This is a genomic window from Rhodococcus sp. IEGM 1302 (genome assembly GCF_030056935.1).
Lineage (GTDB): Bacteria > Actinomycetota > Actinomycetes > Mycobacteriales > Mycobacteriaceae > Rhodococcus_F > Rhodococcus_F qingshengii.
This window is the reverse complement of sequence record NZ_JASHKY010000001.1, coordinates 210,575-230,852: the sequence shown is the minus strand read 5'-3', so window position 1 is coordinate 230,852 and position 20,278 is coordinate 210,575. Positions and strand designations below refer to the sequence as shown.

Annotated in this window: 22 protein-coding genes and 1 pseudogene; 12 read left to right on the top strand and 11 right to left on the bottom strand. The window is 61.7% G+C overall.

The features are described 5' to 3' along the window. Positions 1-79 precede the first annotated feature (79 nt). The 3 genes from QM609_RS01070 (at position 80) to QM609_RS01060 (ending at position 2,217) form a co-directional block, all read left to right on the top strand. A complete protein-coding gene (locus tag QM609_RS01070; protein WP_283336899.1) occupies positions 80-1,000 on the top strand; it encodes a LysR family transcriptional regulator in 921 nt (306 codons plus the stop codon). Then, complete coding sequence (locus tag QM609_RS01065; RefSeq protein WP_166502837.1) at positions 997-1,683, top strand: hypothetical protein; 687 nt, start codon at positions 997-999, stop codon at positions 1,681-1,683. The genes QM609_RS01070 and QM609_RS01065 overlap by 4 nt, the downstream gene beginning before the upstream one ends. Positions 1,684-1,779: 96 nt before the next feature. Then, on the top strand, positions 1,780-2,217 hold the full coding sequence (locus QM609_RS01060; protein ID WP_007735601.1) for an SRPBCC family protein: 438 nt from the start codon (positions 1,780-1,782) through the stop codon (positions 2,215-2,217). A gap of 18 nt (positions 2,218-2,235) precedes the next feature. Here the strand turns inward: QM609_RS01060 and QM609_RS01055 are convergent, their stop codons facing one another. Then, positions 2,236-2,703 carry a hypothetical protein gene (locus tag QM609_RS01055; RefSeq protein WP_031331426.1) on the bottom strand — a complete coding sequence of 156 codons (468 nt, stop codon included), beginning with the start codon at positions 2,701-2,703 and terminating at the stop codon, positions 2,236-2,238. A 141-nt stretch (positions 2,704-2,844) separates the two neighbouring features. Beyond that, the gene (locus QM609_RS01050; RefSeq protein ID WP_197494282.1) at positions 2,845-3,471 is read right to left on the bottom strand and encodes a class I SAM-dependent methyltransferase; all 627 of its coding nucleotides are present in this window, start codon (positions 3,469-3,471) and stop codon (positions 2,845-2,847) included. Positions 3,472-3,579: 108 nt separating this feature from the next. Between QM609_RS01050 and QM609_RS01045 the strand changes: the two genes are divergently transcribed. Continuing rightward, the gene (locus QM609_RS01045; RefSeq protein WP_050654941.1) at positions 3,580-3,825 is read left to right on the top strand and encodes a DUF3253 domain-containing protein; all 246 of its coding nucleotides are present in this window, start codon (positions 3,580-3,582) and stop codon (positions 3,823-3,825) included. Between the two features lie 42 nt (positions 3,826-3,867). Here QM609_RS01045 and QM609_RS01040 read toward each other — a convergent pair whose 3' ends face one another. The 5 genes from QM609_RS01040 to QM609_RS01020 form a co-directional block, all read right to left on the bottom strand. Then, on the bottom strand, positions 3,868-4,779 hold the full coding sequence (locus QM609_RS01040) for an NmrA family NAD(P)-binding protein (RefSeq protein ID WP_228232326.1): 912 nt from the start codon (positions 4,777-4,779) through the stop codon (positions 3,868-3,870). A gap of 10 nt (positions 4,780-4,789) precedes the next feature. Further along, complete coding sequence (locus tag QM609_RS01035; RefSeq protein ID WP_050654940.1) at positions 4,790-5,290, bottom strand: hypothetical protein; 501 nt, start codon at positions 5,288-5,290, stop codon at positions 4,790-4,792. A 121-nt stretch (positions 5,291-5,411) separates the two neighbouring features. Further along, entirely contained in the window at positions 5,412-5,930 is a 519-nt protein-coding gene (locus QM609_RS01030; RefSeq protein WP_003943230.1) for a MarR family winged helix-turn-helix transcriptional regulator, read from the bottom strand. 54 nt (positions 5,931-5,984) lie between these two features. After that, complete coding sequence (locus QM609_RS01025) at positions 5,985-7,445, bottom strand: amidase (RefSeq protein ID WP_050654939.1); 1,461 nt, start codon at positions 7,443-7,445, stop codon at positions 5,985-5,987. 38 nt (positions 7,446-7,483) lie between these two features. Further along, entirely contained in the window at positions 7,484-8,710 is a 1,227-nt protein-coding gene (locus QM609_RS01020) for an MFS transporter (protein ID WP_283336895.1), read from the bottom strand. Between the two features lie 119 nt (positions 8,711-8,829). Between QM609_RS01020 and QM609_RS01015 the strand changes: the two genes are divergently transcribed. Next, positions 8,830-9,729, top strand: a complete 900-nt coding sequence (locus QM609_RS01015; RefSeq protein ID WP_042448101.1) for a LysR family transcriptional regulator — start codon at positions 8,830-8,832, stop codon at positions 9,727-9,729. A gap of 67 nt (positions 9,730-9,796) precedes the next feature. Next, positions 9,797-10,285, top strand: a complete 489-nt coding sequence (locus QM609_RS01010) for a hypothetical protein (RefSeq protein ID WP_030537159.1) — start codon at positions 9,797-9,799, stop codon at positions 10,283-10,285. A gap of 60 nt (positions 10,286-10,345) precedes the next feature. Here QM609_RS01010 and QM609_RS01005 read toward each other — a convergent pair whose 3' ends face one another. The 3 genes from QM609_RS01005 to QM609_RS00995 all read right to left on the bottom strand — a co-directional run bounded on the left by QM609_RS01005 (position 10,346) and on the right by QM609_RS00995 (position 13,206). Beyond that, positions 10,346-11,206, bottom strand: coding sequence for an alpha/beta hydrolase family protein (locus QM609_RS01005; protein ID WP_269610292.1), 861 nt, complete (start codon positions 11,204-11,206; stop codon positions 10,346-10,348). Between the two features lie 186 nt (positions 11,207-11,392). Beyond that, a complete protein-coding gene (locus QM609_RS01000; RefSeq protein ID WP_283336891.1) occupies positions 11,393-12,319 on the bottom strand; it encodes a LysR family transcriptional regulator in 927 nt (308 codons plus the stop codon). Beyond that, positions 12,316-13,206, bottom strand: a complete 891-nt coding sequence (locus QM609_RS00995; RefSeq protein WP_019746013.1) for a LysR family transcriptional regulator — start codon at positions 13,204-13,206, stop codon at positions 12,316-12,318. Before QM609_RS00995 ends, QM609_RS01000 begins: the two co-directional genes overlap by 4 nt. Positions 13,207-13,440: 234 nt before the next feature. Between QM609_RS00995 and QM609_RS00990 the strand changes: the two genes are divergently transcribed. The 5 genes from QM609_RS00990 (at position 13,441) to QM609_RS00970 (ending at position 19,492) form a co-directional block, all read left to right on the top strand. Next, positions 13,441-15,099, top strand: a complete 1,659-nt coding sequence (locus QM609_RS00990) for an ATP-binding cassette domain-containing protein (RefSeq protein ID WP_283336889.1) — start codon at positions 13,441-13,443, stop codon at positions 15,097-15,099. A 90-nt stretch (positions 15,100-15,189) separates the two neighbouring features. Next, positions 15,190-16,146 carry an ABC transporter substrate-binding protein gene (locus QM609_RS00985; protein WP_283336887.1) on the top strand — a complete coding sequence of 319 codons (957 nt, stop codon included), beginning with the start codon at positions 15,190-15,192 and terminating at the stop codon, positions 16,144-16,146. A 51-nt stretch (positions 16,147-16,197) separates the two neighbouring features. Then, positions 16,198-17,295: a hypothetical protein gene (locus QM609_RS00980; RefSeq protein ID WP_283336885.1), complete on the top strand. Its 1,098-nt coding sequence runs from the start codon at positions 16,198-16,200 to the stop codon at positions 17,293-17,295. After that, positions 17,292-18,428 carry a CaiB/BaiF CoA transferase family protein gene (locus QM609_RS00975; protein WP_283336883.1) on the top strand — a complete coding sequence of 379 codons (1,137 nt, stop codon included), beginning with the start codon at positions 17,292-17,294 and terminating at the stop codon, positions 18,426-18,428. The genes QM609_RS00980 and QM609_RS00975 overlap by 4 nt, the downstream gene beginning before the upstream one ends. Before the next feature lie 80 nt (positions 18,429-18,508). After that, positions 18,509-19,492 carry an NAD(P)H-dependent flavin oxidoreductase gene (locus tag QM609_RS00970; RefSeq protein ID WP_118605803.1) on the top strand — a complete coding sequence of 328 codons (984 nt, stop codon included), beginning with the start codon at positions 18,509-18,511 and terminating at the stop codon, positions 19,490-19,492. Here the strand turns inward: QM609_RS00970 and QM609_RS00965 are convergent, their stop codons facing one another. After that, a complete protein-coding gene (locus tag QM609_RS00965) occupies positions 19,493-19,669 on the bottom strand; it encodes a hypothetical protein (RefSeq protein ID WP_156511704.1) in 177 nt (58 codons plus the stop codon). 8 nt (positions 19,670-19,677) lie between these two features. On the opposite strand from QM609_RS00965, the pseudogene QM609_RS00960 reads away from it, so the two are divergent. Further along, positions 19,678-20,268 (top strand): annotated as a pseudogene (locus QM609_RS00960) (AAA family ATPase); the annotation flags it as partial. Positions 20,269-20,278 lie beyond the last annotated feature (10 nt).

Below are 20,278 nucleotides of genomic sequence, written 5' to 3'. Positions count from 1 at the left end.
CCGGCCGCGCCGAACCGCCACGACCGCTTTGCTCCTGACTGATAGGCACAACCTCCCACCGCACGTAGCATGAAGGATCGTGGAGCTGCGTCAGCTGAGATATTTCGAGGTCGTCGCCGAGGAATTGCACTTCGGCCGAGCCGCGGCGCGGCTACTGATAGCCGGGCCGTCATTGTCGCAGCAGATCATGGCACTCGAGCGCGACCTCGGCGTCAAGCTGTTCGTCCGCGACCGCCGTTCCGTCGCTCTGACGCCAGCCGGCGCGGCCTTGCTCCCTGATGTCCGTGCGCTACTCGAGAGTGCCGAGAATCTGCGACGCCGCGCGGAGCGTCTGTCCGGAGCGGAGCCCGTCCGGATCGGCTACGTCAATTGGCTCCCCACGGATCTGATCGCGCGCACTTCAGGGGTCGCGCAACTGCACGTCGACGCCTGGGTGGTGCCTTCGCACGCGCAGGCCGCGCGGGTAGCGGACGGCAGCCTCGACCTGGCGATCGCCTGGGTGCGGAAAACCGATGTCGCCCAACATGCTCTGAGCGCAAGACTGCTCGGTGCGGATCGGCTGTACGCGGTCTCCACCGGAGAGGACATCACACCGGTGCGGGCACGCGACGTCGTCGTACTCGTCGACGACGACACCACCTCCTGGTATTCGTGGAACGTCTACGCCGAAGAATTCGCTCGCGATACCGGCGCACAGATCCTGCGCATCAACGACGGTGGTATCACCGGTCCGGCATTCTTCGATCACGTCCGTGCCGTCGGCCGTCCGGTCGTCAACTCGCCCAAAGGGCAGACCATCACGCTGCCGAGCGATCTCACGGCACGCCCGATGATCGACCCGGCGGCAATCTGGACGTGGTCACTCCTGTGTCGTGAGAACGAAACGCGCCCTGCCGTTCTCGCGGCCGTCGACGCTCTCACCGGCGGTGCCACTGATCTCGGAATCCACGAAGACGGGATATGGCTACCCATGGACGATCCTTACCGGAGGACTCGATGACACGGCGCGCTATTCGAGTTTTCTGGGGACGACGGCCGGAATCGGTGCAGGCCGTGGCCTCCCGGTGGCGTCGGACGTTGGAGCAAGTCGAGTTCCTGTTGCCCGAGTCGGTCGACGGGTCGTGGCAACAGATCCATTCCTCTGGACCTGCTACTGCCGTGACCGGCGACCAGTTGGCACAGGTCCTCGAGAACGCGCAGGCCGCCGAAGACTGGTCGGATCGTCTGGGGATCGGATTGAGGCTCGCATCCAGAGGAGGGCCCGAATGGGGGCTCGAACTCTCCGGCTTGGCGGGCGGCGAACCGGAAATCGTCCTACAGTCGATGATTCTCGCTGTCAGCGCGCCGGACGCCGTCGAAGTTCCTGAGACAGAACTACTTCGGATGCTCGCCGCGGTGTGGGAACCGGACTTCGGAGATGTCACCGACGACGACATCCTCGACGCTCTCGAAAACGAGTCCGACTATCGTGTCGGAGATCCCGTGATCGGCCGCTTCGGCTACCTCTCGTCCGCTCGCGCTGACGCGATCCCGGATGACCTGGCCGTAGACGTTACCGCGTTACCCGGCGGCGTGTTGCTACCGATCAGGGCCTGCGATGGGGTCGTTTTGGCTTACGAGCGCCTGCGCGAGACCGGCGCACTCGATCCGCTTCCACGTCCACTGGACCGCGCAGTCTTCTGAAGGCGGTTACCGTTCGTCGAGTTTGGGTAGCCCGGGCGTCGGAACGAAGTCTCGCCTCGGCACTACCGCCGAAAAATGAACCGAAAGGCCCACCGCATGGTTGACGTCACCCGCAAATTCACCGCCGAGGTACCGATCGAGAAGGCTGCGGCGTTTCTCCGCGACTTCGCCAATGCGCCGACGTGGGATCCGGGCACCGAGAGTTGCACGCAGATCTCCGACGGTCCTGTCGGCGTCGGAACCCAATGGCACAACGTGTCGAAGCTGTTCGGCGTCACCACGGAACTGACGTACACGCTGGTGACCGACGAGCTGAATCACGTTGTTCTCGAAGGAAAGAACAAGACTGCCACCAGTACCGACGACATCACCTTGACTTCGGTGGGTCCGAACTCGACCGAGATCGAGTATCACGCGAACGTCGAGTTCAACGGTGCCGCCAAGATTGCGTCGCCTCTCCTGAAGGCGGGATTCGAAGCCAAAGTGGCACCGGAGACGGTGAAGAAGATGACGGAAGCCCTCGAAGCGCTCTGACCGTCCGTCAGGTTCTTGTCACTGTGGGTTGCCGCCGCTCGCGCCACCGTTGCGAGCTTCGATGGCGTCGATGGACTTCGTGAACGACTTTCCCAGCACTTGGGTGCCGACGAGTCCGAGTACCGACGCCAGGAGCTTTCCCTTGAGGTTCTTGCCGTCCCGGACCACGACGGCATCGACATCGGTCAGACCCGTCGGTTGCCGGGTCAGCGTGTAGGTATGGCTCGACGCCCCGCCCCACAGGTTGGAGTCGGTGGTTGTCATCACGACGCGGTGCGGGTCGGTCCAGTCGTAGTGCAGACGCTCCCAGATACCACTGGAGCCCTCGGTGACATCAGCATCGTGGGGTCCTTGTTGGTGCACTTTCAGGTAGCTGTCCGCACTGCGGCCGAAGATTTCCTCACGGCCCGGGCCGAAGTCGGTCAGGCCGGCAAGGACCTGTTCGGGCGTCGCAGTGGTCGTCTTGTGAAGATGGATCGTGGTCATGGCGCCTTCTTTCAACTGTGGATGATCCGGTGCTGAAAAAGCCGGGAAGTGACTCATCCAGCACACCACTCACACGAAATGAATGAAAGAGAATTGCTCGCCCTGTCTCGATCCGCTGTCTCGATCCGCTGTCTCGATCCGCTATTCGACGCCGCGCCGGTTGGCAGTGATTGCGCCGTGCGGCCTGTAGCCGCTCCCCGTCCGGGTATGGGTCTCGATCACGTCGAAGCCCGCTGTGACCAGCACCTCGGCAAGTTCGGTCACCGGCCATCGATAACCAGTCGTCGCGGCATGATCAAAAGGCTCTACCGTTGTGCCTTCGAAGAAGCCCACCAGCAACCCACCACCTGGGCGGATCACGCGCGCGAATTCAGCGAGCGGTGCCTCGATATCTTGCGGGTGATGGTGAATGAGCGAGTACCAGGACAGCACGCCGCCCAGTGAATTCGTTTTCGCGTCCAATGCCTCGAAGCCCCCGACCTCGAACGAGAGATCGGGGTATCGGGTGCGGGCTCGTTCGACGAACTCGGGCACTAGATCGATCCCGCTCACAGCCAGCCCGCTCTGGGCCAGGAAGTCTGTCCACTGCCCCGGCCCGCACCCGGCGTCGAGTACGGGGCCGGTCAAAGTGGCGGCCCAGCTGGTCACCAGTGCCCGATCAGATACGTGCGTCGAATCCATCGAGCCGAAGAGGTCCGTGTACTCCTGGGATCTGGCCGAATACGACTTTCGGACTACGTCGCGGCGCGTTGCACTCGAATTCTCCACGCCGTCAATAATTATCGATGTGCACCATTCCTTCGCCGCAACTCGCCGAACCGAAGGTTCATACTCTGTTGAAGGCCTACGGTCACGACCGGAAACTGAGGTCATACGGTGGAAGAGAAAGAACTGGCGGCGAAGATCCGCGAACTACTCAGTGCCCGATCGGCCGAGTCGAGCATCTGCCCCTCCGACGTGGCCCGCGCAGCGGCACCCGACAATTGGCGTCCGCTGATGGAATCCGTCCGAGAGGCTGCCCGCCACATGGTGGCCGACGGCGAAGTGCAGATCACCCAGGGCGGCGAAGTCGTCGACCCGGAATCCGTACGAGGTCCGATCAGGATTCGGTGGGCTCGTTGATCAACCGCGTGACTTCTGGCGGCGCTGCTCTCGCAGCGTGAATCAGCGGAAACGGTCCAGATGCTCACGCAGGAACGCATCCAGGCTTCGTGGCTCACGCCCCAGGACACGTGCCACCGTGTCGGTGGGTGACTCCGGGCGCGAGACGGCAAGTTGCTGGATCTCCAGAATGTGCTCGGCCAGCCACGGAGGCATGTGGGCATGATCGACGAGGTTTTGCCGCAGTTCGTGCGGTGGCAGGTCGATATATTGGACGGGGCGATCGAGCATGCGGGTCAGAGAATCGGCGATGCCGCCGTAGCCGACTGCCTCGCTACCCGTCAGGACGTAGGTACCGCCGGCGAGGTCGGCGCGTGTGAGCACGGCCGCGGCGACGTCACCGATATCTCGGCAGTCGATCCAGTTGCACGGCGCGTCCCGCATCGCGCCCAGAATCACCCCTTGCGCAGCCACCGCCGGAGCCAGGAGCAACAGATTCTGCATGAACGCATAGGGGCGGAGCAGAGTGTGGCGGATCCCGGATGCGCGCAGGTGTTCGCCGACGGCATGGTGGCCACGGGAGAGAGCGATGGGGGAGTCGGTCGCGGCGGCGGGATCGGAGATCTTGACGATGTGTTCGACGCCGCTCTCGGCGGCGATGTCGATCACACGCGTTTCGAGCTCGACCTGTTCGAGTCCGTTGGCCATGGCAAGGAAAAGTTGTTCAGCCCCTTCGAAAGCCGTGCGTAGCGAAGTTGAGTCTGCGGCATCGGCCGACACTACTTCGACCAAACCGTCGGCCAAGTCGCCGAGGTGGGCGCGCAGCCTGTCCGGGTCGCGGGACAGCGCTCGGCTCGGCACACCCGAGGATGCGAGACTGCGTAGCAACGCGCCGCCTGTGGTTCCGGACGCTCCCATGATGACGATCATCGTGTTCCTTTCGGTCTTCCCCGGGAAGCCGGGGATCTTTGACATGTGTTGTCGGTCAGGGATTCTGACGGCGCCATCGCCAGCTCACGATGACGGCAGCGACCGCGGCAGATATCGGCAGATCGAGTTGCAGGCGAGCAAGCCAAGCGGCATCGACGATGCTCGTGTGTGCTGGTAGCCAACGGGAGGCGAACCACCCGACGAGACCAGCAATCACAGCGGCTCCGACGGCAAGAATTGCCGCCACCATGACGCGAGGCAGTGTCGTGGTCCACGGTCGTGACCCTGCGCGGCGCTGCAACCAGGAGCCGATCAGCAACGCCACCACTGCCGACGTGCCCGCAATGGACGTAAATGCCGCCGTCGTGAGGCCCGATTGGCCGGATGCGACTCCGCCCGCACCCGCCATCAGCGCGGGGGCAAGGTAGGCGACCAGCACCTCTCTCCACAGGATGAAAGGTCGTGCGCCGCGACGATCGGCAACCGAGTCGAGTCGATTGGAATCGGTTATCTCCCTTTTGTTTTCGCGACGGATCGGTGGGGTGAGTCCGGACATGAAGGAGACCAACTTTCCGATTATAATTAGGTGGCTAACTATTTGGGCATGAAAAGAGAAGTCTCTGTCGAGAATTGACGACGATTCGAATCGCTACGCGAATACTTGGAATCCCAGCCGACTACTCCGCAGTCAGCGCACCGATACCGCGAACGACCCGCGAGAGCAGATCCAAAAAAACCGCTCGCTCGTCGACAGTGAGCTCGTCGACCATTTCCTCGAGACGAGCAAAGTGTTCGGGCGCCATGTCACGTAACCGCTGAGCGCCACGAGCAGTCAGGACGACCACCGCACCACGCCCGTCCTCCGCGGACGGACGTCGAGCGACCAAACCCTCCTGCTCGAGCCCATCGACCAAGCCGGTGACCGTGGCTCGCGAGACGCCGAGATCAGCGGCCAGTCGCGAGGGAGATTTCTCCCCGTCGTGGTCTTCCAGATCCGCAAGCAGTCGGTAACGGCCGGTCGACAGTCCATACCTCGCGAAGTGAACCTCGGTTGCTCGACCGAGCCGCGCGCCCGCCGAGATCAGCCGCACCGCAACCAGCACAGCCTGCGGATCGGACCCGAGGCCGTAGTGCTCCAACTGCCGCCGCGCCTGATCCAACGTGGGTGAGTCGTGATCGGTTCCGTCCACTGCCATGCAACTAATATGGCACCTAACTACATTCTGGTCAACCCTCCACCAGAGCTAGCTTCAAACGCCGAACAATACCTGCGGGGCCGCATGGCAGTCCGGGTGATTGCCGGGATACGGCAGGACCTTCTCGAGGGCGAGCCCAATCGCAAAGGCCGTCTGGTCGTCGTACGGTCGCGTAACTATCTGTGTGCCCGTGGGGATTCCGTTCCGAGCGAAACCTGTGGGGATTGTCAGCACCGGGCAGCTACTCAGGATGTTGAAGGTGATGGCCGGTACAGCCTCGAGGTAGAACTCCAATTCTGTTCCAGCCACATTGATTCCGTGCCCCACGTAGTCGTCGCCGGCAAGAAAGCCCTCCGTCGCCACTGCCGGAGTGATCAACGCGTCATAGGTGTCGAACAGGGATCCGATCGACGAATACAGTTCGGCTTCGATCGCGAGTCCGTCGAGGAAAGTCGCGTCACCACGGGTGCGGCGTGCCCATCGCGCGAATTCCTTCGCGTACTCCGTGACTTTGTCGGGGTGCGCGGACGCTTCGGCGGAGATCGATGCACCGAACACGTGATCGTAGTGAATGGCGGCCGCACGCATGATTGCAGCGCGTGACAAGTCGACTTCGATGATCTCCGCGCGTGCGCCCAGCGCAGTGAGGGTGTCCACCAACTTGGCGGTGTTGGCGGCAACGTCCGGATCAACCGGCCAGTCACCCAACGCGGGGATCACGGCGATACGCATTCCTGTCAACGAATGCGTTGCGAGGCCGGGCAGCGGCGATGCCGGCACATGCGAGGCAATGTCAGTGGAGCTCGGTCCCGCGATGACCGACTGCAGTGTGAGGCAATCACTTACGGTGCGAGCCATCGGACCGCAGTGGCAGTAGCGATCGAGATTGAAGGGCGGATCAACGGGGACACGGCCGTGCGGTGGCTTGAACCCGACAATTCCGTTGAGTGACGACGGAGTTCGGATCGAACCTGCAACATCGGAACCGGTAGCCAAGTGCGTCATACCGGTGGCAAGTGCGACTGCCGATCCACCGGAAGACCCGCCGGAGGAGTATTTCGTGTTCCACGGATTGCGAGTGACGCCCCACAACTCGGACTGTGTGAACGCGGCCGAGGAGAATTCGGGTGCCGTCGATCGCGCGTGGACGATGGCACCGGCGTCGACGATCCGCTGCACGAAAGTCGAAGTGTGGGTGGCGATCAAGTCCTCATAGACCTTGGACCCTTGAGTCCACGGTTGGCCTTGTACCGGTTCATCCTCTTTCACCACAACGGGAACACCGGCGAGCGGAAGGCTGACATCCGAACCGCGGGCGTAGTGGCGTTCCACTGACTTCGCTTGCGCCCGTGCCGCATCGAAGAAAGTGTGTCCCACTGCATTCAAGGTCGGGTTGAGCGCCTCGATACGTTCGATGGTGGACTCGAGTACCTCCACCGGAGACAGCGATTTGTCCCGGTAGCGTTCGAGCATCTCGGTCACATCCATGAAGGTTGAAACGGGTGTCTGGCGCATATCTGTGGTCCTGCCTCTATGAAGGTTTGTGTAGGCGGCTAGGTTGTCAGTTCATGCTTTGCCACGACGGGATTGCGGAATGTGGCGAGCAGCATTGCGAGAGTGGCGATTCCCGCGGCTATCCAGAAGACCGTTTCGGAACCGGAGTGGTCATGAACGCGTCCACCCGCGAACGCGCCGAGGGCGATGCTTGCATTGAAGACTGCAACCCACAGAGCAGAAGCGGCCTCGCGGTGAACGGGAGCTGCTTGTGCAATCCATGTTTGAGTACTCACCGATGCACCACCGTAGAAGAGGCCCCAAGCCGCCATGAGCAGAGCAGCTGCGATCAAGGTGGTAGCCGAGATCGGAAACAGGGCGAGTGTGACCGCTATTCCCACGCTGAGGCTGACGACCACCGCCTTCGGGGACTTTGCAGCGGACGGCCCGGCGATGAAGTTGCCGACGACACCGAATGCACCGTAGATCAGGAGCATTGTGCCGACCTGCGAAGCGTTCAACCCCGCGAAGAACTCCAGCCCCGGACGCACATAGGTGTACGCCGCGAAATGAGCGGTGACGATGAGCGCGGTAATCGCGAATCCGACCCGGACTCCTGGGTTCCGAAAGGCCGCCACGAGACTCCCGAGCGACAAGGCCCGATCAGCTGGCATCGTGGGTAGGACAGCGATCATGGCGATCGCGATCAGCGTCGCCGCGCAGCTGAGAGTCCAGAACGCCACGCTCCATCCGGCGACTGCCCCGATATACGTCCCAGCAGGGACACCAAGAACTGAGGCAACAGCGATTCCGCTGAAGATGATCGTGGTCGCCAACCCGACGGATCTGGAACCCACCAATTTGGGTGCCAGACTAGCGGCGAGTGCCCAGACTCCACCCATGCTCACGCCTAGAAGGACGCGAGCCACAGCGAGGACAACGAAGCTCGGAGCAAGGGCCGTGAGGGCGTTCGCCGCGGCGACTACAAGCATCAGAACGATAAGCGTCGACCGACGATCGAAGCGCCGGGTCACGATGGGCACAAACGGGGCAGTGGCCGCTGCCACCAATCCGGTAATGGCCAGTGAGAGCCCGATGGTCCCTTCACTTTCCACCAGAGCAGCACCAATCGGGGTGAGTAGCCCGACCGGCATCATCTCTGCCGCGACAACGATGAAGGTGGACGCTGCGATCAGCGCGACCGCAGCCCAGTGGTTCTCAATGGTGTGTGCGTGGGTTGAGGACGTGGACGCAGGGCTGTTCTGTGCAGATGCGGAGTGGGGCATGTAACCAGAGAAGCTCCTGCACGCCGATGGATCAACGGCGAATCGCTCATCCAACCATTAGCTCAATTCATCGATGAGCCATGATGTAGTGGTCGAATGAGTCCAGGGTCGGAGTGAAAATGTCGGAGCCTCCGATGCGTGAGATCGAGTGTTTCCTCGTTCTCGCTGAAGAACTGCACTTCGGTCGCACCGGCGAGCGGCTGTTCATCTCCCAGAGCCGAGTGAGTCAGCTGATCAGCGCATTGGAGCGTCGTATCGGCACAAGCCTGGTAGCGCGCACCAGTCGCCGCGTTCACCTGACTGAATTCGGCGCCGATTTTCTTGCGTCGTTGGCTCCCGCCCATCGTGCGCTCGTCGGAGTAATCGAGGACGCTCAATCGAGAGCACGCAACACGCCGACGCCGTTTCGGGTGGGTTTCCAAGGAGCAATTTACGATTCGATCGCGGCTGCTGTCTCTCGTTTCGAGATACAACATCCGCAAACATGCGTGACCATCAAAGAATTACCCCTGGGTGATCCGTTCAGTGATGTACTCGCCGGGCGAATCGATGCGGCAGTGGCACTTCTCCCCGTAGATGAGCCCGAGCTGACAACCGGGCTCGTCTTTTCTCGACAGCCCCAGACCCTGGCTGTCTCAGTCCATCACCCGTTCAGCGAACTGGGCGTGATCGACGCCGAGCAGTTGGCGCAGATCTGCCTGGTACCCATCACCGGCCCCGCCCCCGACTATTGGCAGCGTGTGAATTCCCCGAGCACGACGCCGGGCGGAGCCACGATTCCCACGCAGGGTGGGGCGAGCACCGTTCAGGAAGGCCTGTCGCAGGTCGCATTCAGTCAGGTCGGCCTCATCCTCTGCGCTGCAACCGCTGCATACAGCCAGCGCTCGGACATCACATTCGTACCGATCAACGGATTACCCGAATCTGCTTTGGGTCTCGTGTGGCGTACCGATCTCGAAAGCCCACGACTTCGCGCTTTCGCGAAAGCAATCGAGGAAGCACACACCTGTCCCTCCTGACGTCGATCAGTAAGTCGCGGAAGGAGTCCGGGGCGTTGAGATGCATCGTGTGTGAGATGATCGCGCCATGTCTGCGATCACCGACTACTTCACCGCGCGCACGGATGAGCATGCCACCTCTGCCCTCGAGGGACTCGTCGACTTGGAACCAGAGGTGATGGAGGCGAACGCAGCTTCTCGCCCGCGGATCCAGTTGGCTGCGAGTGGGACTCCAGTTCTGCAGGCGAAAGGCGTCGATCCAGTTGTCGCGCTCGGCCGACTGGAAGCAGCCCTCACCGCTCGCCCCTACGACGAAGTTGCAAAAGGTCCACGCTGCGGGAAACTCGTCGCAATGAGCGACGACGGCGACACCCTCGTGCTCACGGTTACCGACGAATTGCGTGATGCACTAGCGGAATTGAACGCAGAAGGCGTCGCGGCCGCTGCGGCCGCCTGGGCGATCGACGAGACCAGTGAACCGTCGGAGGACTCAGTGCCGTTCCTGACCGCCTTCGTCGAACTAGCGACCAGAGCTGTGGCTCAGGGCGAACGAATGTACGGCTACGTCGTCATTTGAGCTTCGCAACTCCGCCGATCTGAACAGACAGGTCGTTCGTCTTCGACTCCCGACTTACCGTCAGCCCGGGATCTGCCGGGCCAGATCGTTGCGGTCGAAATCGGAGAACTGCTGGGTGTCAGTGCAGTATCCACAGCTCGCTCCGAAGAACTCGGTGCGGGCGTTCGGATCGTCGAGTAGCCAGTACCGCAGCCACGCCGTGCTCGGACCGCGCATATCGCCACCGGTGATCGCCGTACCGAAGTGCGTGGCGCCGCGCAGTTCCAGATACTCGGCAGGCACGTGGTCGGCGTCCTCGTACATCGCCCGCACGATCGCCGGCCAAACGATTGCGTCGGCCTGGCCGGCCAGATAGAGAACCGGCTCGTCGATGAGATCGACATCATTGAGCGGGCCTGGTTGGATCGCGACGGCGGTGTCGACGCGGTCGTCGATCGCCGCGTTGATCGCCGCAGACCCGCCCTGCGAGTGCCCCACCGCACCAATGTGTTCCAGGTCGACTTTGCCGTAGAAGACACTCGACGGGCTGGCCGCTTTGTCCGCGATGAGGTCGATTCCCGACCGCATGGTGATGGCGAAATTGCTTGCCGGTGTATTGGCGGCGACCACGATGAATCCGTGGCTGGCGTAGTGGCGCAACAAGGAGGTGTACGCACCGGGGAGCACACCGGTACCGTTCCCCCAGATCACAACAGGGTGCTTCTCGCCGCGCGCGCCGAGCTGGCGCGGGTAGTACAGAGTGTGCACCAGCCCGATCGAGACGTTCGGGGTGTACGGCCCTGCACTCGCCCAATCGTGCCCGACGCTCGGGATGCCGGGCGCATCGGCAGCCGCTGTTCCGGTTGCGCCCGTGAGTCCTAGCGTCGCGCACAACGCAACCGCCGCTGCAGCATTCACGAAATGTTTCAGAGACTTTCGCATGAAAGTCAACCTTTCGAAGTTGATCCGGAGTGACGTGTATTACATATTCACGGGAAGGCAACCCGTCGGCTTTGTTTCAGGAAACGGACTATCCCAGAAGTGTTGTGTCTGTGGACAAAATCATCGTTCTCGGTGGACGCCCGGCCGACGCGAATACCCAGAGCGCAAGGTCCAGTTCGCCTCGGCCTACGGCTTCCGCGCGGATTGCTCGGCACACAGCCGTAGGAAATGTTCGACGATCTGCGTGTTCGGGCCGTCCCTTGCCACGGCTGCGATCTTCCGTGGGGGCAGTTCGAATATCTCGCCCACAGTGCACCCGCGTTCGGATGCTCGCTCGGCACTGGAGAGTTCGAGGATGACAGCACCGATCCCTTCGTACGCGAAATCCGCGAAGGCATCGCGGTGCTGTGACCTCATCACGAATGCGTGGTCGATTCGCGGTTCGATCGACCGTAGATGGCGATAGACATCGGAAGTTTCGAACCGTGGTGCGACAACCAAGCCGATGCGCATGAGATCTTCGCCGATGAATACCCCGTCCACCGGTGACGGGGTACCGGGCGGGCAGACGAGTCGCAACTTGTGGTCCGGAAGGCGCACCGTGCGCGTCCCGGGAACACCGGTGGGCGGCGACTCCATTATTGCCACGTCAGCGGTGCCTGCCATGACCGGATGAATCGCATCGGCCACGGACGACCCAGGCGGATCCGAGATGGTGATCCTCAGGTTCGGCACCTCCGTGCGCAGCGCTCCGAGCAGTACCGCTGCGGGATCGTCCGCAAGGCTCGCTGTCGTGGCAACACTGAGGTGGGGGACTGCTGACAGTAAGAACTCGCGCTCGACCACTAATCGGTCGAGCGCGGCCAGCGCTTCGCGTGCTGGATCGATGAGATTCCGTCCGCGCGCAGTCAGCGTCGCGCCGGTCCGGCCTCGATTGAAAAGCCGTCCTCCGACCCGTCTTTCGAGCCGCGCAATTGATTGAGAGACGCTCGATGTTCCCGTGAACTGATTTGCCGCTGCCGCCGTGATACTGCCGTGTTCGACGACGGCAAGGAAGTCTTGTAGCTGCCGCGGATCGATTCGCGGGGTGGCGGACTCTCCGAACTTGCTCATCCGGCGTTCCCCATTCCACCTTCGTCACGTAATCGGCTGGTCGTCTCGATAAACGCTTGTGCCGCAGGCGATGGCGTCGAACCGTGGAACATCCAGATATCACGAGTGAGCGGGGGCCGAGTACGACACAGCACCACACCTTCTCCGACTGTATCGGCGACAGATTCGGGAAGGAAAGCGACACCGACTCCCGCGCGTACAAGTGGGATCATCGAAGCCACAGAGATAGTCTCCGCAACCACCGCCTCGTCCACAGTGCCTTCGCCCAGGCGTTCCGCCAACAGTCGCCGAGTGACATCGTCACGCGGGCTGGTGATCAATCCGATTCGCAACAGATCCGTCAACGCCGCTGCCCCCTCGCCTTCACTTCGTGCGGCCGGCACCAGCGCAACGATTTGTTGCCGGCCGAGAAGGATACGTTCAACGCCCTCGTCGAACACCTCGTCCACCCCGAGGCCGATATCAGCCTGACCCGAGGCGACCACCGTTCCGATTCCGTCGGTGTCATTGCTGAGCATCGTCACCGCAACGTTCGGAAATTTGCTTTTGAACGCACCCAGGGCCGTGGCCGCTGGATCACGCGCCAGTGTTCGCGGACACACGACCGTCAGCCGACCCCGCTGCACGACGTTCAATGGATGCAAAGCGTGATCCAAATCCCGGTATGCCCGAAGTACTTGGGCCGCCGGACCTGTGAGATCGCGTCCAGCGTCGGTCAGGGTGACTCCCCGCGAGCCACGGCGGACGAGCGTCAGGCCGCACTCTTTCTCCATTCTGGCGAGAGCCTCCGAGATTGTCGGCTGGCTGACCCCCAGTCCGCGAGCCGCAGCGGAAATGCTGCCCCGATCAGCAAGGGCGAGAAAGTATTCCAGATGACGCCGGTCCATTCGGGGTTCCCTTCTCGTGGCAGTCCTCGCGCGCGCCCGATTTTGCGCCCGTCAGGCATAGGGAAACCCTATGGCATACCTCTCGAATGTGGCGTAGACGGGAAGAAGTATCCCGTGATCTGCTTCACATATGAACGCAGTGAGCAACAACCCGGGGAGCTTCGACCAGAGGCACCCGTCTGCTTTTGTCGAGCACCTATCGCCGCCTGCGAGCACCACGGAGGAGGCGCCGAAATGACCGAAACCATCACCGCAAGTTCGCCATCCGGTGCTACGTCACCCCGTTCTGCGAGGCGGGCACGCTCTGAGCCGAAGCCCGCTCGACAGCGTCGATCCGGTACGCGACTCACCATCGGGGTACGACTGGCCCAGGTCGCGCTGCTTCTGGTCCTACTCGGAGCGTGGCAGCTCGTCGCATCGCAAGGTTGGATCGAGCCAGTTCTGGCCAAAACGCCAGGCGAGGCCTGGGCCTACTTCACCGCAGCGGTGCAGTCGGGCGAGATTTCGTCGAACTTGCGTGCCACGATGACTGCCGTCGTGATCGCGTGGATCCTCGCCAGCGCAGTCGGGGTGGCGGTCGGACTCTCTCTCGGACTGCTTCCGACCCTCGAACGCATCATGAGTCCGTTCCTGGATGCGGCGAATGCCATGCCACGTCTTGCGCTGGCGCCTCTGCTTATCGTCATCTTCGGGATCACGATGACGGCGAAGGTCGCTCTCGCGTTCACACTCGTCTTCTTCATCGTCTGCTCGAGTGCACGAGCCGGTGTGAAGTCGGTGGACGACGAATGGCTCCGACTATCCACTGTCCTGAATGCCAGTAAGACACAGGTGTTCTGGCACATCCTCCTCCCCGTCGCAACACCTGGCATTTTTTGCCGGTCTTCGGTTGGGGCTGATCTATTCGTTACTTGGCGTTGTCGGTTCGGAACTGATCTCGTCACGGGACGGGCTGGGCCAGCTTGTGTCGATCTACTCGGCCCAGTTCCGGATGGAAGCGGTCTACGCGATCCTCATACTTCTCGCAATCGTCGCAGTCGTCCTCAACCAGGTCATGAACTTCGCCGAGCGCTACCTCCTTCGGTGGCAGCCGCCGGCTCGACGATGACAGGAATCATCATGGATACCAACGTGATTACACCCGCCGTACAACTCGACGGACTGACGATATCCTTCCCCTCGCCCGACGGGTCGACGAAAACTGTGGTCGACAATCTCGACCTCACCATCCCTCGCGGACAGTTCGTGAGCTTGGTCGGCAGGAGCGGTTGCGGAAAGACCACTCTGCTCAACGCGCTCGCTGGATTGGTGGACGCAACAGAAGGGAAGACTGAGGTCCTCGGCACAACACCATTCGACGCTCGTTCTCGGATGGGCTTCATGATGGCCCGAGATGCGCTGTTCCCGTGGCGAACAGCGCAGAAGAACGTGGAGTACGGTCTCGAATTGAGGGGAGTACCCAAGGCGGAGAGACGAACTCAATCAGAGCGCTGGCTTGCGGCCGTTCAAATGTCCGAGGCGTCACGGCTGTGGACTTGGCAACTCTCCCAAGGGATGCGCCAGCGTGTCGCGTTGGCCCGAACGTGGGCACTGGATCCGGACATCTTGTTGATGGACGAACCCTTTGCCGCCCTCGATGCGCAAACCCGAGTCGAAGTACAGCGAGAATTCCTCGAGCTTTGGCAATCCCAGGTAGGCCGGACGGTCATCTTCGTAACCCACGACCTCGGCGAAGCCATCTGTCTCTCCGACCGCGTTCTGCTGCTCGGGGCCGGCCGGGTGATCGACGACGTCAGCATTGACATCGAACGCCCCCGCGAACTCGAAACCCTCACCGCCGAACCTCGATACATCGAAATCTTCAACCGGCTGCGTGGTCAGCTCGACCACTGATGTGCCCAGCCAACTCAGCTTGATTTCTGATGCGCCCACCCAACTCAGCTTGATTTCTGATGCGCCCAGCCATCAAGGAACAGGAATCCCATGAAACTTCGACCTTTTGTCGGCACAGTCATTGCAGCGGCCCTACTGCTTTCCGCGTGTGGAGGGGGAGGGCGTCCGAACGACGGTAGCGTCGCCATCGGGGTCTACCCTGCGAGTGCTTTGTCCCTGCCTGTCTACGTCGCTGTCCAACAAGGAATGTTCGACAAGGAAGGCCTCCACGTCGAGCTCATCGACGGAAAGAACGGGCCCGAACTCATCAGCGGTCTCATCGGCGGTACAACCGATCTCGCGGTCGGTGCACCCGGAACCGTCGTGCCGGCCATAGAGCAAGGGCAGAGTCTGCGGCCACTGTCCCCCTACGGGTCGATCGATCTTGCCATCGCCGTGACGAAAGACAGCGGCATCACCACCATCGAGGATTTGCCCGGCAAGCGGATCGCCATACCGTCACGTGGCGGCGCGGCCGAGCAATTCGTCAATCAGCTTCTCGCAGAGAGAAACATCGACGCCTCCACGGTGCAATTCATCGCAGCGGCACCCACCGCGAGTCAGATACCACTCGCACGAAAGGGCGACATAGATGCCGCCGTTCTCACCGCTGCCAGCCAGGCCGTATTCGATGCTGAAGGAATTCCGATGACGGCGATTACAGAAGTAGACCCGGTGGGCTCTGACGGCGTGAGTTCATACGGCCTGGGCACGGTGCTCGTCACGACAGCCACATTCGCTGAATCCGATGCTGCTGCCCCCGTGTGTGCGGCGCTCGAGGCCGCAGCAGGGTGGATAGCCGATCCTGCGAACGAGCTAGCAGGAGCTCAACTTCTCACCGAGCGAATGAATGTTCCTGCTGACAAAGCCAACCAGGTGTGGGCTTGGCAGAAGAGCCTCTGGCCTGTGCAGATTTCGGCCGACCGATGGACCCAGAACGTCAGATGGGTGAACAACCAGACCTCGGGCAAGTCCGACGCAGACGTCCCTTTCGACCCCCTCTGCTGACCAACGCACCCATACACAATCCAGTTCGTCTACCACGAGAGAGAAGAAACGATGACACAACTCACTGACCAGTCAACACAATCCGAGTCCCAGCACGATCGCCGGCAGCTCACCGAGGCTTGGTCTGCAGTCACCGACAGCCTTGCGACATTCGGTTCGACCGCTGCCGCTACCGGATCGCCGCTGGACAGCGCCGAAGGTGTACGGCACGCACTTCGCCTGTTCGGATACCTCGCCGAAATGAATATCGAACGCCAAGACGTGCTCCGACCTGAACTCTTCACTCTGATGTCACCGATGCGAAAGTTCTGGGGAGACGGCATCGACGTCGACTACTGGACTGCGATGATCGACCCCAAAGAAACGTACCGAATTCACGGTAACCGTGGCACAGTGCCGTACGTCGCCGCCCTCGCCAATCGCGTCGGCGCGTCTGGGATCGACCGGGTCGCCGACAACATCGTCATCGACGACAAGGTGTGTGACGCGGACGGCAACTTCGAGATCTTCGTCGCACAAGAACTTAAGGGGCGCAGCGGCATTCGGCTGGATGAGCGCTGCTTCGACGTAGTAGTGCGTGTGTATCACAAGACGCGTAACGCGGAGATCGATCCCGTTCTCCACATCGAGCGCCTCGGTCCGCCGCCTGGTGCACGCCCCGATCTCGACACGGCGTGGCTGGTCCAGCGCCTGACGAAACTTGCGCGTGGCATGGACGTGAGCCTTCGACGCAGTCTTCAGCTCATCGAAACACTCAGTCAGTCTCCTAACGAGATTCGCGTGACCTCGGAGCAGCGAGGGTGGGGAGACTTCTACGGCACCAGCTCCAACCAATACATTGCCGGCTGGTGGTCACTGAAAGACGCTACTGCCGTGGATATTACATTCACTCTCCCGGACTGCACCTACTTCGGAGTGATGCTGTACAACCTCTGGTTCGAGTCCTTCGAGTACCGCGACCACACCGTCAACCTCAACGACGCACACTTCGAACGCAATGACGATGGAACGGTGACGATCCGAATCGGGGGAGCAGAAGGTGACAGAAACCGACTGAACCCCTGCAACCACACCGAAGGAATTCTGTTGGCGCGCTGCCTGGAGCCCGCTGAGGATGTCACTTCGCCTCATGTGGAGATCATTCGATGACCGACGAAGTAGACCTGCCGTTGGCAGGTGTCCGAGTAGTGGAGATCGGTCAGCTGATCGCAATACCCAGCGCCGGGCAGCAGTTGTCCGATCTCGGCGCCGAGGTCATCAAGCTCGAGCCTCCAGGTGGTGAACCGGCCCGACAAATCGACGCCGACTACGCGCGCGGCATCTTCTACGGGTACAACCGTGGAAAGCGTTCAATCTGCCTCGACCTCAAAGACTCCGCCGATCTGCAGCGAGCTCGGGATCTGATCGCATCGAGCGACATCTTGCTGCACAATCTTCGCCCGGGAACCCTCGATCGATTGGGATTCTCCTCTACCGAACTCCAACGCCTGCGACCGGAAATCATCGCCGTCTCGGTGAGCGGGTACGGGGCGGAAGGCCCGTCCGCCACCCGCGCGGGGCTCGACATCGCTGCGCAAGCAGAGAGCGGACTGATGTCGGTGACGGGTGAGGCGGATAGCCCGCCACAACGTGTGGGCGCACCGGTCATAGATCATGCAACGAGCTACGTTGTCGCTCAAGCGGTACTGGCAGCGCTACTGCGGCGCGAACGCACCGGCAAAGGATCGTCCGTCCGAGTTTCCCTGCTGGACGTCGCAATCCACTTGCAGACCGCCAACTGGATCGAGTGGCAGGTATCCGGAAAGCCCATGAGTCGCAAAGGGAACGGACAACCAAGCGTCGCACCGGCGGCAGACGTCTTTCGTGCCGTCGACGGCGAGCTGGTGATCAGCGGCTACCAACCGCAAGCCTGGATTGAACTGTGCAAGGCAATCGACCTGCCGGAGTTGGCCGACGACCCGCGGTTCACCACCAACGCTCTGCGCGTGGAAAACCGTGCAGACCTCGTCGCCACGATCGAGAAGCAGCTGTGCCACCGTAGCGCCGCGGAAGCGGTAGAGCATCTCACTGCGGCCGGAGTGGTTGCCGCAGTTGTGCGTGACTACGACCAGGTAATTTGCGCCGACGATGTGATTGCGAACCGTACCTTCATCCCCGGCACCAACGAACATGGCGAACAGTATTTGACGCCTGCCATGCCCTATCGCGCCGAACCTCCGATGGCACGAACTGAACTTTCACAGGTTCCGGCCTTGAACGAGTGGACAACATCGACGCGCTGAATGCGCCGTTCGGGTCGAAATTGACTTTGCACCAACGTAACTGACAAACAGATAGCCATGCACCATCGAGGAGATGTCCAGTGCTGACCACCGCATTTACCGAGACATTCGGAGTTCGCCACCCAATCGTGCAGGGCGGCATGCAATGGGTGGGGAGAGCAGAACTCGTAGCGGCAGTTGCAAACGCCGGCGCGCTCGGCATGCTCACTGCCCTGACACAGCCGACACCTGACGATCTTGCCCGAGAAATATCCCGAACGCGCGAGCTCACCGATCAACCTTTCGGGGTCAACCTCACAATCCTCCCGACGATCACACCTCCGCCCTACGATGAGTATCGCAACGTGATCATCGACTGCGGAGTGAAAGTCGTCGAGACAGCTGGATCGTCTCCCGCGCCCCATCTGCCGCACTTTCACGGCGCAGGCATCAAGGTTCTCCACAAGTGCACCAGCGTCCGCCACGCGGTCAAAGCCCAGGCCCTCGGTGTCGACGGCATCAGCATCGACGGGTTCGAATGTGCCGGGCATCCAGGGGAAGACGACGTACCGGGTCTCGTCCTCATCGCTGCAGCAGCAGAGCGGATCAGCATTCCCATGATCGCGTCCGGTGGATTTGCCGACGCGCGAGGATTGGTGGCCGCCCTGGCGCTTGGCGCCGACGGCATCAACATGGGCACTCGGTTCATGTGTACCGAGGAGTCCCCGATTCACCACAACATCAAGCAGGCGATAGTCGCTGCCTCGGAGGTCGACACGGAACTGATTTTCAGGTCACTACGCAATACCGCACGGGTAGCACGCAACAGCATCAGCCGAGAAGTTGTCGAAATTCTCTCCAGTGGTGGCAAATTCGAAGACGTTCGACATCTTGTTGCCGGTGCGCGGGGCAGAGCGGTGTTCGACAGCGGCGACCAGGAGGCTGGCATCTGGACGGCTGGGACTGTGCAAGGATTGATTCGCGACGTCCCCACTGTGGGTGAATTGGTGGAACGTATTGTCGCAGAGTCCGAAGCACTGATTGCCGGACGGCTTGCCGGCCTCCTGGACCCGGTCAGCGCCTGACTACGTTCGAACCCGCTGAGCGCTACAGTCGGCCAGTCCTTCGCGCATGACCCCTGCCGTTGCGCTCGTCGACCCGCATGCCGCCGATACCTCGTCCTCGATGCGTCGTGCGGTGACGGTGAGCTCTTCGCGATCGCCTCGCGGCTTGTCATCGCCGTTCGATCGTTTCGGGTGCATCCGGACGATCATTGATGCTCTTCGACGAGATCGAGAAGGCCCACGCCGACGTCTTCAATACCCTGCTGCAGGTGCTCGACGACGGCCGGATCACCGATTCTCAAGGGAGGCAAGTCGATTTCCGGAACACGGTGATCATCATGACCTCCAACATCGGATCCCAGCATCTCCTCGACGGGGTCACAGCCGACGGCGAAATCAAGCCGGACGCCAGGGAACGGGTGATGGCAGAACTGCGCGGGCATTTCCGCCCCGAATTCCTCAACCGGGTCGACGACATCGTGCTGTTCTCCCCACTCACCCTGCCCCAGATCGAGTACATAGTGGAACTGCAACTCACCGACCTTCGAAACAGGTTGTCGGAGAGACAGATACACCTGGAAATCACGCCGGAGGCACGCCGACTGATCGCCGAACACGGGTTCGACCCTGTCTACGGTGCGCGGCCGCTGCGCCGATACATCGCACACGAGGTCGAAACCAAGATCGGCCGTGCACTGTTGCGCGGCGAGATCAAACCGGACGGCACCATCAGCGTCACGGTGGACGGCGGCGAGCTTGCCGTCGCGTATGCCGAACCCGCCTTCGCGGCGGCCTGAGAAGAGGTAA

Excerpts from the sequence above, each read along its gene's own strand:
- QM609_RS01020 (WP_283336895.1), bottom strand. The coding sequence starts at position 8,710 with ATGCCCCACTCCGCATCTGCACAGAACAGCCCTGCGTCCACGTCCTCA.
- QM609_RS01030 (WP_003943230.1), bottom strand. The coding sequence starts at position 5,930 with ATGGCAGTGGACGGAACCGATCACGACTCACCCACGTTGGATCAGGCG.
- QM609_RS01065 (WP_166502837.1), top strand. The coding sequence starts at position 997 with ATGACACGGCGCGCTATTCGAGTTTTCTGGGGACGACGGCCGGAATCG.
- QM609_RS01010 (WP_030537159.1), top strand. The coding sequence starts at position 9,797 with ATGTCTGCGATCACCGACTACTTCACCGCGCGCACGGATGAGCATGCC.
- QM609_RS01025 (WP_050654939.1), bottom strand. The coding sequence starts at position 7,445 with ATGCGCCAGACACCCGTTTCAACCTTCATGGATGTGACCGAGATGCTC.
- QM609_RS01015 (WP_042448101.1), top strand. The coding sequence starts at position 8,830 with ATGTCGGAGCCTCCGATGCGTGAGATCGAGTGTTTCCTCGTTCTCGCT.
- QM609_RS01000 (WP_283336891.1), bottom strand. The coding sequence starts at position 12,319 with ATGAGCAAGTTCGGAGAGTCCGCCACCCCGCGAATCGATCCGCGGCAG.
- QM609_RS00995 (WP_019746013.1), bottom strand. The coding sequence starts at position 13,206 with ATGGACCGGCGTCATCTGGAATACTTTCTCGCCCTTGCTGATCGGGGC.
- QM609_RS01040 (WP_228232326.1), bottom strand. The coding sequence starts at position 4,779 with ATGTCAAAGATCCCCGGCTTCCCGGGGAAGACCGAAAGGAACACGATG.
- QM609_RS01060 (WP_007735601.1), top strand. The coding sequence starts at position 1,780 with ATGGTTGACGTCACCCGCAAATTCACCGCCGAGGTACCGATCGAGAAG.
- QM609_RS00975 (WP_283336883.1), top strand. The coding sequence starts at position 17,292 with ATGACCGACGAAGTAGACCTGCCGTTGGCAGGTGTCCGAGTAGTGGAG.
- QM609_RS01005 (WP_269610292.1), bottom strand. The coding sequence starts at position 11,206 with ATGCGAAAGTCTCTGAAACATTTCGTGAATGCTGCAGCGGCGGTTGCG.
- QM609_RS01055 (WP_031331426.1), bottom strand. The coding sequence starts at position 2,703 with ATGACCACGATCCATCTTCACAAGACGACCACTGCGACGCCCGAACAG.
- QM609_RS00980 (WP_283336885.1), top strand. The coding sequence starts at position 16,198 with ATGACACAACTCACTGACCAGTCAACACAATCCGAGTCCCAGCACGAT.
- QM609_RS00985 (WP_283336887.1), top strand. The coding sequence starts at position 15,190 with ATGAAACTTCGACCTTTTGTCGGCACAGTCATTGCAGCGGCCCTACTG.
- QM609_RS01035 (WP_050654940.1), bottom strand. The coding sequence starts at position 5,290 with ATGTCCGGACTCACCCCACCGATCCGTCGCGAAAACAAAAGGGAGATA.
- QM609_RS00965 (WP_156511704.1), bottom strand. The coding sequence starts at position 19,669 with ATGCACCCGAAACGATCGAACGGCGATGACAAGCCGCGAGGCGATCGC.
- QM609_RS00990 (WP_283336889.1), top strand. The coding sequence starts at position 13,441 with ATGACCGAAACCATCACCGCAAGTTCGCCATCCGGTGCTACGTCACCC.